Annotated in this window: 16 protein-coding genes; 11 read left to right on the forward strand and 5 right to left on the reverse strand. The window is 74.6% G+C overall.

The genetic code is table 11. The features are described from left to right. Positions 1 to 2: 2 nt before the first annotated feature. Together paaK and paaI are read right to left on the reverse strand one after the other, a co-directional pair. Complete coding sequence (gene paaK / locus IF23_RS0111550) at positions 3 to 1,355, reverse strand: phenylacetate--CoA ligase PaaK (RefSeq protein ID WP_030282583.1); 1,353 nt, start codon at positions 1,353 to 1,355, stop codon at positions 3 to 5. Next, positions 1,352 to 1,741 (reverse strand): hydroxyphenylacetyl-CoA thioesterase PaaI, encoded by a 390-nt coding sequence (gene paaI / locus IF23_RS0111555; protein ID WP_211266155.1) that lies wholly within the window; start codon positions 1,739 to 1,741, stop codon positions 1,352 to 1,354. Before paaI ends, paaK begins: the two co-directional genes overlap by 4 nt. 285 nt (positions 1,742 to 2,026) lie before the next feature. Here paaI and IF23_RS0111560 point away from each other — a divergent pair, with 285 nt between their 5' ends. The 10 genes from IF23_RS0111560 (at position 2,027) to IF23_RS0111605 (ending at position 10,650) form a co-directional block, all read left to right on the forward strand. Then, positions 2,027 to 3,250, forward strand: coding sequence for a thiolase family protein (locus IF23_RS0111560; protein ID WP_030282586.1), 1,224 nt, complete (start codon positions 2,027 to 2,029; stop codon positions 3,248 to 3,250). A 63-nt stretch (positions 3,251 to 3,313) separates the two neighbouring features. Then, positions 3,314 to 4,183, forward strand: coding sequence for a 3-hydroxyacyl-CoA dehydrogenase family protein (locus IF23_RS0111565; protein ID WP_030282587.1), 870 nt, complete (start codon positions 3,314 to 3,316; stop codon positions 4,181 to 4,183). Between the two features lie 187 nt (positions 4,184 to 4,370). Beyond that, positions 4,371 to 5,375: a 1,2-phenylacetyl-CoA epoxidase subunit PaaA gene (gene paaA / locus IF23_RS0111570; protein ID WP_030282589.1), complete on the forward strand. Its 1,005-nt coding sequence runs from the start codon at positions 4,371 to 4,373 to the stop codon at positions 5,373 to 5,375. After that, the gene (gene paaB / locus IF23_RS0111575; protein ID WP_030282591.1) at positions 5,372 to 5,674 is read left to right on the forward strand and encodes a 1,2-phenylacetyl-CoA epoxidase subunit PaaB; all 303 of its coding nucleotides are present in this window, start codon (positions 5,372 to 5,374) and stop codon (positions 5,672 to 5,674) included. Before paaA ends, paaB begins: the two co-directional genes overlap by 4 nt. 19 nt (positions 5,675 to 5,693) lie before the next feature. Beyond that, entirely contained in the window at positions 5,694 to 6,560 is an 867-nt protein-coding gene (gene paaC, locus IF23_RS0111580) for a 1,2-phenylacetyl-CoA epoxidase subunit PaaC (protein ID WP_030282593.1), read from the forward strand. A gap of 2 nt (positions 6,561 to 6,562) precedes the next feature. Next, complete coding sequence (gene paaD / locus IF23_RS0111585; RefSeq protein ID WP_030282595.1) at positions 6,563 to 7,081, forward strand: 1,2-phenylacetyl-CoA epoxidase subunit PaaD; 519 nt, start codon at positions 6,563 to 6,565, stop codon at positions 7,079 to 7,081. Beyond that, positions 7,081 to 8,226: a 1,2-phenylacetyl-CoA epoxidase subunit PaaE gene (gene paaE, locus IF23_RS0111590; protein WP_030282596.1), complete on the forward strand. Its 1,146-nt coding sequence runs from the start codon at positions 7,081 to 7,083 to the stop codon at positions 8,224 to 8,226. Before paaD ends, paaE begins: the two co-directional genes overlap by 1 nt. Positions 8,227 to 8,478: 252 nt before the next feature. Beyond that, positions 8,479 to 9,474, forward strand: a complete 996-nt coding sequence (locus IF23_RS0111595; RefSeq protein WP_107126916.1) for a universal stress protein — start codon at positions 8,479 to 8,481, stop codon at positions 9,472 to 9,474. Between the two features lie 64 nt (positions 9,475 to 9,538). Continuing rightward, complete coding sequence (locus tag IF23_RS0111600) at positions 9,539 to 9,838, forward strand: DUF1876 domain-containing protein (protein ID WP_030282600.1); 300 nt, start codon at positions 9,539 to 9,541, stop codon at positions 9,836 to 9,838. A gap of 239 nt (positions 9,839 to 10,077) precedes the next feature. Continuing rightward, on the forward strand, positions 10,078 to 10,650 hold the full coding sequence (locus IF23_RS0111605; protein WP_030282602.1) for an Rv1733c family protein: 573 nt from the start codon (positions 10,078 to 10,080) through the stop codon (positions 10,648 to 10,650). Positions 10,651 to 10,759: 109 nt separating this feature from the next. Here IF23_RS0111605 and IF23_RS0111610 read toward each other — a convergent pair whose 3' ends face one another. From IF23_RS0111610 to IF23_RS0111620, 3 genes are all read right to left on the reverse strand, one after another. Beyond that, complete coding sequence (locus tag IF23_RS0111610; RefSeq protein WP_030282604.1) at positions 10,760 to 11,473, reverse strand: class F sortase; 714 nt, start codon at positions 11,471 to 11,473, stop codon at positions 10,760 to 10,762. A 181-nt stretch (positions 11,474 to 11,654) separates the two neighbouring features. Beyond that, a complete protein-coding gene (locus tag IF23_RS31995) occupies positions 11,655 to 12,713 on the reverse strand; it encodes a hypothetical protein (RefSeq protein WP_051739507.1) in 1,059 nt (352 codons plus the stop codon). A 460-nt stretch (positions 12,714 to 13,173) separates the two neighbouring features. Beyond that, on the reverse strand, positions 13,174 to 14,808 hold the full coding sequence (locus IF23_RS0111620) for an FAD-dependent oxidoreductase (protein WP_030282607.1): 1,635 nt from the start codon (positions 14,806 to 14,808) through the stop codon (positions 13,174 to 13,176). Positions 14,809 to 15,043: 235 nt separating this feature from the next. On the opposite strand from IF23_RS0111620, the gene IF23_RS0111625 reads away from it, so the two are divergent. After that, positions 15,044 to 16,162: a SchA/CurD-like domain-containing protein gene (locus IF23_RS0111625; RefSeq protein WP_030282609.1), complete on the forward strand. Its 1,119-nt coding sequence runs from the start codon at positions 15,044 to 15,046 to the stop codon at positions 16,160 to 16,162. Positions 16,163 to 16,226: the final 64 nt, after the last annotated feature.

A 16,226-nucleotide genomic window follows, 5' to 3' on the forward strand; every position in this document is an offset into this window, starting at 1 on the left:
GCTCAGCCCTCGCGGTCCCGGAGGTCCTTGATGCGGCGGATCTTGCCGACCGAGCGCTCCAGGGTCTCCGGGTCGACGACGGTCACCTCGACCGTGACGCCGACGCCGTCCTTGACGCCCTTGGCGATCCGCGCGGCGGCCGCGGCGCGCGCCTCGGGGGCGGCGTCCGGCCTGGCCTCGACGAGGACGGCCATGTGGTCCATCCGGCCGCGGCGGCTCAGCCGTATCTGGAAGTGCGGGGCGACGCCGGGGGCGGCGAGGACGATCTCCTCGATCTGGCTGGGGAAGACATTGACCCCGCGCAGGATGATCATGTCGTCGCAGCGGCCGGTGATCTTCTCGATCCGGCGGAAGGCCGGGCGGGCGGTGCCGGGCAGCAGGCGGGTCAGGTCGTGGGTGCGGTAGCGGATGATCGGCAGCGCCTCCTTGGTGAGGGAGGTGAAGGTCAGCTCGCCGTCGCCGCCGTCGGGCACCGGATCGCCGGTGACCGGGTCGACGATCTCGGGGTAGAAGTGGTCCTCCCAGACGTGCAGCCCGTCCTTGGTGTCGACGCACTCCTGGGCGATGCCGGGGCCGCAGACCTCGGAGAGGCCGTAGATGTCGACGGCGTGGAGGTCCATCCGCTCCTCGATCTCGCGCCGCATGCCCTCCGTCCACGGCTCGGCGCCGAAGACACCGACGCGCAGCGAGGTGGTACGCGGATCGATGCCCTGCCGCTCGAACTCGTCGAGGAGGGTGAGCATGTAGGACGGCGTGACCATGATGATCTCGGGGCGGAAGTCCTGGATGATCTGCACCTGGCGGGCGGTCATCCCGCCGGACGCCGGGATGACCGTGCACCCGGCCCGCTCGGCGCCGTAGTGGGCGCCGAGGCCACCGGTGAAGAGGCCGTAGCCGTACGAGATGTGCACCTTGTCGCCGGGGCGGGCGCCCGCGGCGCGCAGTGAGCGGGCGACGACGTCGGCCCACATGGAGAGGTCGTTGTCGGTGTAGCCGACGACGGTGGGGCGGCCGGTGGTGCCGCTGGAGGCGTGGACGCGGCGCACCCGGTCCATCGGGACGGCGAACATCCCGAAGGGGTAGGTGTCCCGCAGGTCCGCCTTGGTGGTGAAGGGGAAGCGGGTCAGGTCCTCCAGGGTGCGGCAGTCCTCGGGGCGGACCCCGGCGCGGTCGAACTTGGTGCGGTACAGCTCGACGTGGTCGTACGCGTGGCGCAGCGTCGCGCGCAGCCGCCGGAGCTGGACGGCGCGCAGCTCCTCGCGGGTCATCCGCTCGCCGTCGTCCAGCAGGGCGTCCGGCAGGGGCTCCCCGAGACGGGGGCTGTCGGTGGCCCGGGCCGTCGGTTCGCTGCTCATCGCGGCTCCTTCGTCGTCGTTCTGCGGATGCTGCGGCTGCGGCCGCGGAATTCCGCGATCAGCTCGTCGCCACGGCGGATGGTCACGTCGTAGAGGCCGCTGCGTCCGAAGCGGGTGCGTTCGACCGCGATCGCGTGCAGGACGTCGCCTTCGTGCGCGGGGGCGATGAAGTCGATGTCGGCGGCGGCCGCGACGGTGACCGGGCCGTGGCTGTTGCAGGCGCAGGCGAACGCGGTGTCGGCGAGCAGGAAGAGGCAGCCGCCGTGGGCGGTGCCGTGGCCGTTGACCATCGTCGCGGTCACCGTCATCCGCAGCCGGGCGTGTCCCTCGCCGTGTGTCAGCAACTCGATACCCATGGCGCGGGACGCCTGGTCCGCGGCGAGCATGCGCTCGACCGGGCCGGGGGCGGCGTCAGCGGTCTGGCTCACCTGTCCACAGCTCCTCTCCGCGTCTTGTGCACCGACCGAACATTCGGTTAGCGTGCGGCCCAGTCAAGTAATCAAGCATCAGCACTGCCTGTCAAGAGGTGGAACGCATGCCCCAGTACGCCCCGGGAAGCCCCGGCTCCCCCGCCCGCCGCCGACCGCCGCGGTCGGCCCCGACCGCCGCGTACCGCGCGCCGGGAGCGGTGTGCCTCCCGGGCGGCGCCCGCCGCGCGAAGGAGACCGGCCGTGGCTGACGAGGTCTATCTCATCGACGGTGCCCGCACCCCGCAGGGCCGCTTCCGCGGCGCGCTGGCCTCCGTACGCCCGGACGACCTCGCGGCCCTGGTGGTCGGCGAGGCGGTGCGGCGCGCGGGGATACCGGGCGAGGCGGTGGACGAGGTGATCCTCGGCGCCGCCAACCAGGCGGGCGAGGACAACCGCAACGTGGCGCGGATGGCGGTGCTGCTGGCGGGCCTGCCGCACACAGTGCCCGGCCACACCGTCAACCGGCTGTGCGCCTCGGGGCTGACCGCGGTCGCCTCCGCGGCCCAGGCGGTGCGGGCGGGCGAGGCCGACGTGGTGGTGGCGGGCGGCGTGGAGTCGATGACCCGCGCCCCGTGGGTCATGGAGAAGCCGGGCACGCCGTGGGCGAAGCCCGGCGAGATCCAGGACACCTCCCTGGGCTGGCGGTTCACCAATCCGCGCTTCGCGGCGGCCGATCGCGCGGTGGCGGCGGACGCGGGGCCCGAGGAGCCGCGGGTGACGCTGTCGATGGGCGAGACGGCGGAGCAGGTCGCGGCGCTCGACGCCGTCGACCGCACCGCGTCCGACGCGTTCGCGCTCCGCAGCCACCGGCGGGCGGTCGCCGCCCAGGAGGCGGGCCGCTTCGACCGGGAGATCGTGCCGGTGGAGACGGCGGACGGCGTGGTGACTCGGGACGAGGGGCCGCGCCCGTCCACGACGGCGGAGAAGCTCGCGGCGCTGCGCCCGCTCTTCCGCGCCGGGGGCGTGGTGACGGCGGGCTCCGCCTCGCCGCTCTCGGACGGCGCGGCCGCGCTGGTGGTGGCGGGCGCCGCCGCGGTCGAGCGGTACGGGCTGACGCCGCGCGCCCGGATCGTCACCTCGGCGGCGGCCGGGGTGGCGCCGCAGCTGATGGGGCTCGGCCCGGTGCCCGCCACCGAGAAGGCACTGGCCCGGGTCGGCTGGCGGACCGCGCAGCTGGACGCGGTCGAGCTGAACGAGGCGTTCGCCGCGCAGGCGCTGGCGGTGATCCGGCGGCTGGAGCTGGACGAGGAGAGGGTCAACGCGGACGGCGGCGCGCTGGCGCTGGGCCATCCGCTGGGGTGCTCGGGCGCCCGGATCCTGCTGACGCTGCTGGGGCGGCTGGAGCGGGAGGACGCCCGGCGCGGGCTCGCCACGCTGTGCGTGGGCGTCGGGCAGGGCGTGGCGATGCTCGTGGAGCGGGTGTGAGCGGCGTACGGACAGGCCCCGGGAAGGTCCGGGCGACACAGGGTGCGAGCAGAGGAGTCGGGCATGACCAGCACATCTGAGGCGTCGGCGCCGGAGGTCGTCGGGGTGATCGGCGGCGGCCGGATGGGCGCGGGCATCGCGCAGTCGTTCGCGGCCGCCGGGGCGTCGGTGACGGTCGTGGAGAGCGACGAGCGGGCGGCGACGGCCGCCGTGGAGCGGGTCGCCACGGGGCTGCGGCGCGCCGCCGAGCGCGGCAAGCTCGCGGAGCCGGTCGAGGAGGTGCTCGGCCGGGTGGCCACGGTGGCGTCGATCGGCGCACTGCCGTCGGCGGCCGGGCTGGTCGTCGAAGCGGTGCCGGAGGACGCGCGGCTCAAGGCCGAGGTGCTGGCCGCCGCGGAGCGGGCGGTCGGCGCGGGGACGGTGTTGGCCACCAACACCTCGTCCCTGCCGGTCACCGAGCTGGCGGCGGCGCTCGACCGCCCCGGCCGCTTCCTGGGGATGCACTTCTTCAACCCGGTACCGGCCTCCGCGCTGGTGGAGATCGTCGTCGGTCCGGCCACCGAGGAGGCGACGGTCGAGCGGGCGCTGGGCTGGACGCGGGCGCTGGGCAAGAAGGATGTCGTGGTCAAGGACTCCCCCGGGTTCGCCAGCAGCCGCCTGGGCGTGGCGCTGGGTCTGGAGGCGATCCGGATGGTGGAGGAGGGCGTGGCCGCCCCGGAGGCCATCGACGACGCGATGACGCTCGGCTACCGCCACCCGATGGGCCCGCTGCGCCTGACGGACCTGGTCGGGCTGGATGTCCGGCTGGCCATCGCCGAGCATCTGCACACCACGCTCGGCGACCGCTTCGCCCCGCCGGAGCTGCTGCGCGCCAAGGTGGCGCGGGGCGAGCTGGGGCGCAAGGCGGGCCAGGGGTTCTACCGCTGGGAGTGAGGGCCGGACGCGGGCGCCGGAGCCGTCCGGCCGTGCGCGGCCCCGGGGACGCCGGGCACCCGGCCCGCCGGTCCCCGTCCGGCCCGTACGGCGCGGAGGCTCCTCGCCATCGACAGGGGCTTGCCCGCGCCGGGGAAACTCGTCAGAATATGAACCGAACGAATGGTCGGTAGGGAAGTTGGTAGCGATGACCACGACAGACTCCGCCCCGTCGGCCACCGGCGGCGCCGAGCAGGAGCTGCAGGAGCGGTTCGACACCTCGATCGCCAAGGACAGGCGCATCGAGCCGCGCGACTGGATGCCCGACGGTTACCGCAAGACCCTGGTCCGGCAGATCGCGCAGCACGCGCACTCCGAGATCATCGGGATGCAGCCCGAGGGCGAGTGGATCACCCGGGCGCCCTCGCTGCGCCGTAAGGCGATCCTCTTCGCCAAGGTCCAGGACGAGGCGGGGCACGGTCTGTATCTGTACTCCGCGGCCGAGACGCTGGGCGCCGAGCGCACCGAGCTGACCGAGCGGTTGATCTCCGGCCGCCAGAAGTACTCCTCGATCTTCAACTACCCCACGCCGACCTTCGCCGACGTCGGCGTCATCGGCTGGTTCGTGGACGGCGCCGCGATCTGCAACCAGGTCCCGCTGTGCCGCAGTTCGTACGGCCCCTACGCCCGCGCGATGGTGCGGATCTGCAAGGAGGAGTCGTTCCACCAGCGGCAGGGCTACGAGCTGCTGATGACGATGGTGCGCGGCACCGAGGAGCAGCGGCGGATGGTGCAGGACGCGGTGGACCGCTGGTGGTGGCCGTCGCTGATGATGTTCGGCCCGCCCGACGGCGACTCCCCCAACTCCGCCGCCTCGATGGCCTGGAAGATCAAGCGGCACACCAACGACGAGCTGCGCAGCCGGTTCGTCGACATGACCGTCCCGCAGGCGGAGCGGCTCGGCGTGACCCTGCCCGACCCGGAGCTGCGCTGGAACCCCGAGCGCGGACGCCATGACTTCGGCACCCCCGACTGGTCCGAACTCCAGCGCGTCATCAAGGGCGACGGGCCCTGCAACGCCGAGCGGATGACACGCCGCCGCACGGCACACGAGGACGGCGCCTGGGTGCGCGAGGCGGCCACCGCCCACGCGGCCAAGCAGGCGGCCCGCGGACCGCGCGGGTCCCACACCGAGGAAGGAACGGCGGCATGAGCGACACCGACGACCCGAAGGCCGGCTGGCCGCTGTACGAGGTGTTCATCCGCGGCAAGCGCGGTCTCAACCACGTCCACGTCGGCTCGCTGCACGCCGCCGACGACCGGATGGCCCTCACCCACGCCCGCGATCTGTACACCCGGCGCAACGAGGGCGTCAGCATCTGGGTGGTCCTCTCCGGCCACATCACGGCCTCCACCCGCGACGAGAAGGACCCGTTCTTCGCCCCCAGCGCCGACAAGATCTACCGCCATCCCACCTTCTACGACATACCCGATGACGTCCCGCACATCTGAGGCCGGAGAGGAGCAGGACATGGCCGACACCGACGACGACCACATCTATCTGTCCCTGGCCGAGGAGCACGGCGACGGCGACGCCCGCTGGGCGTTCGGCACCGGCTTCGAGGACCCGCTGCACGGCGTGGAGACGGCCGTGCCCGCCGGGGTGGACGCGGTACGGCTCGCCGCCGACTGCGCGGCCCTCGCCGATGACGCGCTGGTCGGCGCGCAGCGGCTGGCCGAGTGGTGCACCCGCGCCCCGGAGCTGGAGGAGGAGGTGGCGCTCGCCAACATCGGCCTCGACCTGCTGGGTCAGGCCCGGCTGCTGTACACCCGCGCCGGACAAGCCGACGGCTCCGGGCGGGGCGAGGACGCCTTCGCCTACTTCCGCGACGCCGACGCCTTCCGCAGCCTCCGGCTGGCCGAACTCCCCAACGGCGACTTCGCGTTCTCCGTCGTACGGCTGCTGTGGCTGTCGAGCTGGCGGCTCGCGCTCTTCACCCGGCTCGCGCACGGTGCGCCGGACCCGGTGCTGGCCGCCGTCGCCGAGAAGGGCGTCAAGGAGCTGACGTACCACCGTCAGTACGCCGCCGACTGGGTGGTGCGGCTGGGCGACGGCACCGAGGAGTCGCACCGCCGGACGGTCGCGGCGCTCGCCGGGATCGCCCCGTACACCGGGGAGCTGTTCACCGGCGCCCCCGTGTGCGGGGTCGCCCCGGCGGACCTGCGGGACGAGGTGACCGGCGTGGTGCGGCAGGTCTGTGCCGCGGCCGGACTGGAGCTGCCGGAGGCGGAGCCGCTGCCCGGCAGCGGACGCGACGGGGACCGTACCGACCATCTGGCGCCGCTGCTGGCGGAGTTGCAGAGCGTGGCGCGGGCCCATCCGGAGGGGGTGTGGTGACCATGGCGACCGTCACCGGTCCCGACGCCGCGCTGGCCCGGCGGGTCGCGGCGGAGGTGCCCGACCCGGAGCTGCCGATGCTGACCCTCGCCGACCTCGGGGTGCTGCGGGGTGTGGAGGTCGCCGCGGACGGCGCGGTCACGGCCACGCTCACGCCGACGTACTCGGGGTGCCCGGCGATGGCGGAGATGCGCGCCGCGGTCGCGGCACGGCTGCGGGCCGCCGGGTTCCCGCGGGTCACGATCCGTACGGCGCTGGAACCGGCGTGGACCACCGACTGGATCACCGCCGAGGGCCGCCGCAAGCTCGCCGAGCACGGCATCGCCCCGCCGCATCCCGCGCCCCGGCGCACCTCGGGCCCGGTTCCGCTGGAGCTGTCCGGGGTGCGGCGCGCGGTGCGGTGCCCGCACTGTGGGTCGGCGGAGACCCGGGAGACCTCCCGCTTCGGCGCGACCTCCTGCAAGTCCCTGTGGCGGTGCGGGAGTTGCCGCGAGCCTTTCGAGTACGTCAAGGAGATCTGATGGCCCCGACCTCGTCCGAGCTGACCGCGGCGACGCCGCCGGAGGCGTCCGCGGCCGACCGGTCCGGCGCCCGCCCGCGGCGGCGGCGTCCCGTCTTCCACCGGCTGCGGGTCGCGGAGGTCGAGCCGCTGTGCGACGACGCCGCGGCGATCGGCTTCGAGGTGCCCGAGGAGCTGGCGGCGGAGTTCGCGTTCCGTCCCGGTCAGTCGCTGACGCTGCGCCGGGAGGTCGAGGGGCGCGACGAACGGCGCTCGTACTCCATCTGCGCGCCGGTGGGCTCCCGTCCGCGGATCGGGGTGCGGGTGGTGCCCGGCGGACTGTTCTCCTCGTGGCTGGTGCACGAGGTCCGGCCCGGGGACACCGTCGAGGTGATGGCACCGACGGGCGCGTTCACCCCGGATCTGTCGCACCCCGGCCACCATGTGCTGATCGCGGCGGGCTCCGGTATCACCCCGATGGTCTCGATCGCGGAGTCGGTGCTCGCCGCCGACGACCGCTCGCAGGTCACCCTCTTCTACGGCAACCGCCGGACGGATTCGGTGATGTTCGCCGACGAGCTGGCCGATCTGAAGGATCTGCATCCGGCCCGCTTCCAGCTGGGCCATGTGCTCTCCCGGGAGCCCCGCGAGGCGGAGCTGCTGTCCGGCCGACTGGACGCGGAGCGGCTGGCGGCGCTGATCGACGGGCTGGTGGACGTCGCGTCGGCCGACCACTGGTGGCTGTGCGGTCCGCACGGCATGGTCCGCGACGCCCAGCGGGTGCTGGCGGATCTCGGGGTGCCCGGGGAGCGGGTCCACCAGGAGCTGTTCTTCGCCGACGACGAGCCGGTCCGCGCGGTGCGCCACGAGGACGCGCCCGCCGAGGGGCCGGTCAGCCGGGTCACGCTGGTCCTGGACGGCCGCTCCACCACCGCCCCGCTCCCCCGCGACACCACGATCCTGGACGGCGCCGCGCGGGTCCGCCCGGACACCCCGTTCGCCTGCAAGGGCGGCGTCTGCGGCACCTGCCGGGCGCTGGTCACCGACGGTAGGGCGGACATGCGGCGCAACTATGCGCTGGAGGAGGCCGAGGTGTCCGCCGGATACGTCCTGACCTGCCAGACCTTCCCGGTGTCCGAGGAGCTGACGGTCGACTTCGACAGCTGACGCGGGGGGGCGCGGGCGCGCTCCGACGGGCCGGGGGCGGCGGGCGGGCGGTCCGCCGCCCCCGGCCCGTCCCTCCGCCGCTTCCGGGCGCCGCTTCCGGTGGGCACATGCCGGAAGCGGCGGATCCGGCCACCCTGGAAGGGAGAGGGTGCGTCGCTCCGCCGGGCAGCCGCCGGGAGGGCGCCGTCCGGAAGGGAGTGCCGTGATGCAGAGCCGTACACGAGGCGGCCCCAGGCTCCGGGGAGCGGCGCCGTGACGGGGTCGACCGCCGCGGCGGGCACCGTGACGGTGGGGCTGGACGGCAGCCCGGAGTCGCTGGCGGCGGTGGTGTGGGCGGCGGACGAGGCCGCGGCGCGCGGTGCGCGGCTGCGGCTGGTGCACGCCTGGACGCTGCTCGTACCGGAGCGGTCCGAGCCGCCGGAGCCGGACGCGGAGGCGGGCCCGGCGCCGGGGACGGCCCAGGCTCCGGGGACGGGGGCCCGGCAGTCGGCCGGGGCGTCGCTGCGCCGGATCCGCCCGGGTCGGAAGGCCCGTGCGGCGGAGCAGAACCAGTGGTCCCACCGGATCGTCGACCAGGCACGCACCGCGGTGCAGACCCGTCACCCGGACCTTCCGGTGGACGAGGAGCTGGTGCCCGGCGACCCGCTGGAGACGCTGTCGGGTGCGGCGGACCGTTCGGACCTGCTGGTGCTCGGCTCCCGGAATCTGGGCCCGGTGGCCCGCTATGTGCTGGGCGATGTCGCGTTGAAGCTGGTGACGCGGGTGAATGTGCCCACGGTGCTGGTCCGGGCCCGGCCGGGCGCCGCCCCGGACGGGCCGCGGGGCAATGTCGTGGTCGGGGTGAGCCTGCACGAGCCGTGCGCGGCGATGATGGACTTCGCCTTCGCGACCGCCGCCCGGCGCGGGGTCACCCTGCGCGCGGTGCACGGACGCCATCTGCCCGCCCACGCCTACAACCGGGGCGGCGGGGTGGAGCCGTACGTGGTGGAGCAGACCGCGCAGGACGCCCGGAAGGAGCTGGCCGAGGCGCTGCGGCCCTGGCGGTCGCGGTATCCCGCGGTGCAGGTGGAGGAGCGGGTGGATCTGGAGAGTCCGGCGCAGGCGCTGCTGGACGAGGCCGGGCGGGCCGGGTTGCTGGTCGTCGGGCGCCGCCACCGCCGGCCCCGGATCCCGTCGCGGATCGGCCACCTCGGACAGGCGGCGCTGCACCACGCGCCGTGCCCGGTGGCGGTCGTCCCGCACGAGTGACGTCACCCGGCCGGACGCGCGCCCACCGCCGTCCGGCGGGTGATCCGAGAAGCGGAGGTGCGTCATGACGCGAACCACCGAATGGACGGTGCGGATCGTGGTCTTCGAGGAGGACGGGACGACGAAGGCGCGGGCGGTGCTGGATACCGGCTCGGCCACGCTCTCCGGCCGGGGCACGGCCCACTGCAACCCCGAGGACGTGGACATCCCCGAGATCGGCGACGAGTTGGCGTCCGGTCGGGCCCTGAAGGACCTCGCCGGGCGGCTGCTGCGGGAGGCCGACCGGGATCTGGCCGGAGTCGGGGCACCGCCTCCCCCGGCGCCCCGCCCGACGGTGTACGGCTGGGCGGACGCGTCGGCCTGAGCAGGAGCGACGAGGAGATTTCCCGGGGGCGGCGGGGTGCGGCCCGGTCGCGTCCGCCCGTGCCCCCGCGCCCGCGCCGTACACGGCTCCCGCACGGCGCGGACCCCGCGCTCGTACACGGTTCGGACACCTCCGGCGGCGGGGCGCGGAAGGGCGGTGGGGCCGTTCGGGGGATCCGGGAGGGGCGGGGGTGTGCGACCGTCGGCCGAGGGGGCCGGGCGACGTGGACGAGGTGGGCCATGCGGGGCGCGGGGCGCTTCGGGCGGGTGCGGCGGGGGCCGCTGCGGCGCGGGACGGATGTGGCGGAGTTCTGGCTGACGCCGGTGACCGCGGTGCTGATCGCGGTGGGCGCCCCGGCCGCGGGCGTCGCGGCGGCGCACGCGGTGCAGGCCCGGGCCCCGGTCGCCCGGGGTGCGCACAGCGTGCGGGCGGTGCTGGTGGAGGATCCCCCGGCGCGGATCGGGGTGGACGCGGCGGCCGCGGCGGGGGCGCGGGTCTCCGCGGCGGTGCGGTGGACCGCGCCGGACGGTTCGGTCCACCACGGCCGGGTCGCGGTTCCGGCCTCGGCGCGGGCGGGGGCACGGACCACGGCCCGGCTGGACGGTTCGGGCCGGTTGCTGCGCGGCCCGGCGGACCCGGCGCGGGCGGCGGCGGAGAGCATCGCCGTGGGGGTGATGGCCACCGCGTCCGGTGCGCTGCTGGTCCTCGGGGCGGCGCGCGGCGTCCGGCTGCTGCTGGACCGGCGGCGCGCGGCGCAGTGGGAGCGCGGCTGGGAACGGGTCGGCCCGGAGTGGGGCGGGGCACCGGAGTGAAACCGGCGCGGGCGGCCTCCGGCGGGCCACCCGTACGGACGGCGGGCGGGCGGACCGTGGGGGTCCGCCCGCCCGCCGTATCGCCCGGGTCAGCCGCCGTCGGGCCGGTTCAGGACGCCTTCTTGGACGAGGAGAGGTGGGCGAAGACCACGACGTTGTCCGTGTAGTCCTTGGCCGCCTTGTCGTAGGCGCCGCCGCAGGTGATCACCCGGAGCTGCGGGTTGGCGGTGTCGTTGTAGACCCGGTCGCTGGGGAACTGGGCCTTGCTGAAGGTTTCGACGTTGTCGACGGTGAAGGTCGCGACCGACTTGTCGGCGCGGGTGATGTCGATGGTGTTGCCCTTTTTGAGGGAGTCGAGTTCGAGGAAGACGGCGGGGCCGGTCTTGGTGTCGACGTGTCCGGCGACGATGGCGGCGCCGTTCTCGCCGGGGGTGGCGCCGTCCTTGTACCACCCGGCGAGGTTGCTGTTGTTCGGCGGCGGGGCGTTGAGCTGACCGGTGGGGCCGAGGGAGAGCGGGGTGAACGGCGCGTCGACGCCGATCTGCGGGATGCGGATACGGGTCGGGGCGGAGCGGGGCAGCTCCGCGGAGGTCTTCGGTTCGGCCGTCGGGGCGGCGAGGTTCGGCGCGACGGGCGCCTCGGCGGCGGGCGGGGCGGGCGGTTTGGAGTCGGCCGAGGTGTCGAGGGAGTTGAAGACGAGCAGGGCCCCCACGCCCACGGCCGCCGCCGGCCACATCAGGGCCCGGGCGAACGGGCGGGGAGCGGCGCCGGTCTGACGCGGGGTCGACGGAGGCTGATGCCGGGGAGGAGTCGCGGGAGCCATCGAACGTGCCTTTCTTCCACACGAGGTGAGCTGTTCCGGCCCACGTACGGGGCGGGGCACCGGAGGCCGGGGCGTCCGTCGCGCGTACGGGTGACCATCGGGGCGCAACGCAAGCGCCGCGACCACCGCCGGTGAGGACGGTGGCCGCGACAGCTCAGCGATCTACGCCGGGCGGGAGGGGTCAGGCGGCCGCACCGGAGTTACGGCGGCGCAGGACGTACGCGCCGGCGCCGAGGCCACCGAGGAGCAGGACCGAACCGGCGGCGAGGCCGCTGCCGGAGAGGGCCATGCCGCCACCGCCGGTGTGCATACCGCCGCGCGGGCCGCCGTCACGGTCGCCGTGGTCACCGTGGTGTCCGCGACCGCCGCGGTCGCCGTGGTCGCCCCGGTCGCCGCGGTCCCCACGGTCGCCCCGGTCCCCACGGTCACCGCGGTCACCCTTGTCGCCCTTGTCGTGGTCGCGGCCGGAGTCGTTGCCCTGGCCCCACTCGTTGGCGACGACGCTGGCGAGGGCGCCACCGCCGGTGTGCATACCGCCGCGCGGGCCGTCCTCGCGGCCGCCGCGGTCGCCACGGTCGCCGTGGTGGTGACGGCCACCGCGGTCGCCGTGCTCACCGCGGTCGCCGCGGTCCCCACGGTCGCCCCGGTCGCCGCGGTCACCGCGGTCGCCCTTGTCGCCCTTGTCGTGGTCGCGGCCGGAGCCCTCGTCGTCGCCCATCACCTTGGCGAGGAAGCCACCACCGGTGTGCATACCGCCGTGCGGGCGGTCGCCACGGCCGCCGTGGTCGCCGCGACCGCCGCGGTCCCCACGGTCACCGTGGTCGCCACGGCCGCCGCGGTCCCCACGGTCACCGCGGTCGCCGCGGTCGCCGCGGTCCCCACGGTCACCGCGGTCGTTGCCCTCGTCGCCCGTCACCTTGGCGAGGAAGCCACCGCCGGTGTGCATGCCACCGCGCGGACCGCCGTCGCGGTCGCCGTGGTCGCCGTGGTGGTGACGGCCGCCGCGGTCGCCGTGGTCACCGCGGTCGCCGCGGTCACCCCGGTCCCCACGGTCGCCGCGGTCACCGCGGTCGCCCTTGTCGTGGCCGCCCTTGTCGTGGTCGTTGTCGCGACGTTCGCTGCTGGAGTGGGAGGAGCCGCCGTCGTCGCCCGTGACGGTGAGGGCGTACGCGGCGGGAGTCGTGATGGCGAGGACCGCGCTGATGGCGGCCGAGGCGAACAGGGTGCGGGAAGTGCGCATGAAAACGTGTGTCCTTTCACGTACGGCACCGCGAAGGCAGACAGGTCGTCGGCGCATCGGATTCGCGGTGGCGACGTGATCACCGTCATCCGAAATCCGGGGGCGCACCACCGGAGAGAGCCGCATTCGAGCGACACCGTGGGCTCATCGAGTGGCCCGGGGCCCGTTCATCACCCGTTGGACGGCGTCGGACGCCGCCGCACGTCACCGGACCGGGGTAATCCCCGCTCACCCCGGGGGAATCGGACCCCGAACCGGCCCCGGACCGGCCCCTGACCAGCCTTCCGGAGCCGTCCCACCCTGCGCCGGAAGCCCGTAACAACAAATCTGACACGCCGTCACTTTTGCGTTCACAAAGCCGCGTTGAGCGTTTTCGGGCGGCTGTCCACGTACGACGGCGCCCGCCGCGGCCGGGTGGGCCGTGGCGGGCGCCGTGGGGTGCGGGCGCGGGCGGACGCCGTCAGGTGCGGTGCAGAAGCTGCCCCAGCGCATCGCGCAGCGCCGCCTCCGGATCGTCCACCGCGCCCGGGGCGCGCCAGGCCACGAAGCCGTCCGGGCGGACGAGGACGGCTCCGGCGGGGGTCGTGCCGTGGGCCTCGGCCCAGTCGGCGCCGCCCTCGGGGGCGAAGTCGTCCCCGGGGTCCTCACCGACGGCGTAGCAGTCCAGCGGGAGCGACCACGCGGCGGCGAGCGCGGCGGCGGCGATCCGCCAGGCGGCGCCCGCGGAGCCGGTGAGCAGCACGAAGGAGCGCTCGTAGAGGTCGAGGGTGGAGCGGCGGGTGGTGCCGGAGCGCAGCCACAGGTGCGGGGCGCGGGTGCCGGGGGCGCCGGTGAGCTGCATCCGGTCGGGGACGACGGGCAGGTCGGGGGCGGCGCCCACCACGGCGCCGCGGGGGTAGGCGTAGCCCAGGGCGACGGTCAGGACGCCCTTCTGGCGGGCGCCGGTGGCCGCCGGTGCCGGGTCGTAGCCGGGGTGGCTGTGTTCGGCGGAGCGGGCCGAGGCGCGGGCGCTGGTCGCCTGCGCGACGGGGCGGCGTTCCGCCTCGTAGCTCTCCAGCAGCCCGGGTCCGGCCGAGCCGTCGAGGACGGCGGCGAGCTTCCAGGCGAGGTTGTGGGCGTCCTGGATGCCGGTGTTGGAGCCGAAGGCGCCGGTGGGCGACATCTCGTGGGCGGAGTCCCCGGCGAGGAAGACCCGGCCGGAGCCGTAGCGCTCGGCGACACGTTCGGCGGCGTGCCAGGGGGCCTTGCCGGTGATCTCGACGTCCAGGTCGAGTGCGCCGGTGGCGCGGCGGATGTGGTCGGCGCAGCGCTCGTCGGTGAAGTCCTCCAGGGTCTCGCCGCGGTCGGGGTGCCAGGGGGCGTGGAAGACCCAGTGGGTGTGGTTGTCGACGGGCAGCAGGGCGCCGTCGGCGTCCGGGTCGGTGAGGTAGCAGGCGATGAAGTGGCGGTCGCCGACGACCTCGGCCAGACCCGGGGCGCGGAAGGTGATGCTGACGTTGTGGAAGAGGGCGCCGGGTCCGGCCATGTCGATGCCGAGGCGCTCGCGGGCGGGGCTGCGGGGGCCGTCGGCGGCGATGACGTAGTCGGCGCGGACGGTCAGGTGCTCACCGGTCTCGCTGCTCTTGACCAGCGCCGTCACCCCGTCGGGGTCCTGGTCGAAGGAGAGCATCTCGTGGGAGAAGCGCAGGTCGCCGCCGAGTTCGCGGGCGGCGCGGACGAGGACCGGCTCCAGGTCGTTCTGGCTGCACAGGCACCATCCCGCGGGGCTGAAGCGGGCCAGTCCGCCACCCGGGTCCATCTCCCGGAACAGCCACTGCTGGTCCTCACCCGTCAGGGAGGGTGCCTGAAGGATGCCGTGGTTGTCGGCGAGGACGGATGCCGCCTCGCGGATGCGGCCCTCGACCCCCGCGGTGCGGTACAGCTCCATGGTGCGGACGTTGTTGCCGCGTCCGCGTGGATGGCGCGAGGTGTCCGAGTGCCGCTCCACCAGGAGGTGTTCGACGCCCAGACGTCCCAGGAACAGCGAGGCCGACAGACCCACCAGGGATCCGCCGACGACCAGTACCGGAACCCTGACGGTTGCCGTTGATTTCATTGCGTGCTCCAGCTCCTACGGCGGCGCGTACGGGCTGGATTTCCCCTGATGACAGGCGATTCGATCATGCTTCACCCGCATGGGTCACAGATCTCGCGGACCTCGCGCGCCCCGTCCACGATCGACGAGACGGCCACCCCAGGCGCGGTGCCGTCGGCGACCGCTGGGCACGACGCCCCGGTGCACCAGGGCCTGATGGCCCGTCACACGATCTGCCGCAAGGAGTTGCACAGCGATGACCATGCTGTCGGAACGAATATCTCAGTCCGCCTTCGACGGCTCGCGTCTGCGGGTCGTTCTCCTCCTGGACCTTCACGACGGTGCCCAGCAGCGATTCCTGGAAGCGTACGAACACCTCTGCAATCAGGTCGCCTCCGTCCCCGGTCACCTCTCCGACCAGCTGTGCCAGTCCATCGAGAACCCCTCGCAGTGGCTGATCACCAGCGAATGGGAGAGCGCCCCGCCGTTCCTCGCCTGGGTCAACAGCGAGGAGCACGTCGAGATGGTGCAGCCGCTGCACGGCTGTGTCCGTGACACCCGTTCGCTGCGGTTCAGCGTGATGCGGGAGACGGCGCACGGCGCGGACTCCACCCCCGAGCCCGTCAAGGGCAATTTCCCCGCCTCCCCCCGCGTCGGCGACGGCATCGTCCGGCACGCCCTGACGTTCACCGTCAAGCCGGGCAGCGAGCCGAAGGTCGCGGAGATCCTCGCCGGATACACCTCGCCCGAGGCGCGGGTCGACGACACCACCCGGTTGCTGCGCACCACCCTCTTCCTGCACGGCAACCGCGTGGTCCGCGCCGTCGAGGTGCAGGGCGACCTGGTCGCCGCGCTGCGGTACATCGCCCAGCAGCCGGAGATCCGGCGGGTCGAGGAGGCCATCAACCCGTACCTGGAGCAGGACCGGGACCTGTCGGACCCGAACTCGGCGCGGATGTTCTTCACCCGCGCCGCCCTGCCCGCCGTGCACCATGTGGCGGCCGGAGCGGCGACGCCCGCCGAGGTCTCCCGCCACGCGCTGTTCTACCCGGCCCGGGAGGGCTGCGGGATGGCGCTGGCGCGGCTGCTGGCGCAGCAGGACGAGGCGGCGGCCGGTGACCCGGCGAGCCCCGTCGCCGCCAGCACCGTCTTCCAGCGCGACGACGTCGTCGTCCGCCTCGTCGACCTGACCGCTCCCCCGGAGCGCGACCCGGCGGCGGTGCTCGGGGTGCGCGGCCCCCGTAAGACCGATGTGCTGCGGCGGCTGCTGGACACCGGGGAGGCCGGTGAGCTGTCCGACGACCGCGAGCTGGCCCGGTTCCTCGCCCGCTGCGACATGCGGCTCATCACCGACCGCCGGTCCCCGCGGTCCTGACCGCACCGGCCCGCCGCCCGCCGCCACGCGGTCGGGGCGGCGCCCACACCATCCCGCACACCTG

Origin of the sequence: Streptomyces catenulae (genome assembly GCF_000718015.1) — a bacterium.
Lineage (GTDB): Bacteria > Actinomycetota > Actinomycetes > Streptomycetales > Streptomycetaceae > Streptomyces > Streptomyces catenulae.

Coding starts and splice junctions, on each gene's coding strand:
- paaK (WP_030282583.1), bottom strand. CDS start 1,355: ATGAGCAGCGAACCGACGGCCCGGGCCACCGACAGCCCCCGTCTCGGG.
- paaI (WP_211266155.1), bottom strand. CDS start 1,741: ATGCTCGCCGCGGACCAGGCGTCCCGCGCCATGGGTATCGAGTTGCTG.
- IF23_RS0111565 (WP_030282587.1), top strand. CDS start 3,314: ATGACCAGCACATCTGAGGCGTCGGCGCCGGAGGTCGTCGGGGTGATC.
- paaA (WP_030282589.1), top strand. CDS start 4,371: ATGACCACGACAGACTCCGCCCCGTCGGCCACCGGCGGCGCCGAGCAG.
- paaB (WP_030282591.1), top strand. CDS start 5,372: ATGAGCGACACCGACGACCCGAAGGCCGGCTGGCCGCTGTACGAGGTG.
- paaC (WP_030282593.1), top strand. CDS start 5,694: ATGGCCGACACCGACGACGACCACATCTATCTGTCCCTGGCCGAGGAG.
- paaD (WP_030282595.1), top strand. CDS start 6,563: ATGGCGACCGTCACCGGTCCCGACGCCGCGCTGGCCCGGCGGGTCGCG.
- paaE (WP_030282596.1), top strand. CDS start 7,081: ATGGCCCCGACCTCGTCCGAGCTGACCGCGGCGACGCCGCCGGAGGCG.
- IF23_RS0111600 (WP_030282600.1), top strand. CDS start 9,539: ATGACGCGAACCACCGAATGGACGGTGCGGATCGTGGTCTTCGAGGAG.
- IF23_RS0111605 (WP_030282602.1), top strand. CDS start 10,078: ATGCGGGGCGCGGGGCGCTTCGGGCGGGTGCGGCGGGGGCCGCTGCGG.
- IF23_RS0111610 (WP_030282604.1), bottom strand. CDS start 11,473: ATGGCTCCCGCGACTCCTCCCCGGCATCAGCCTCCGTCGACCCCGCGT.
- IF23_RS31995 (WP_051739507.1), bottom strand. CDS start 12,713: ATGCGCACTTCCCGCACCCTGTTCGCCTCGGCCGCCATCAGCGCGGTC.
- IF23_RS0111620 (WP_030282607.1), bottom strand. CDS start 14,808: ATGAAATCAACGGCAACCGTCAGGGTTCCGGTACTGGTCGTCGGCGGA.
- IF23_RS0111625 (WP_030282609.1), top strand. CDS start 15,044: ATGACCATGCTGTCGGAACGAATATCTCAGTCCGCCTTCGACGGCTCG.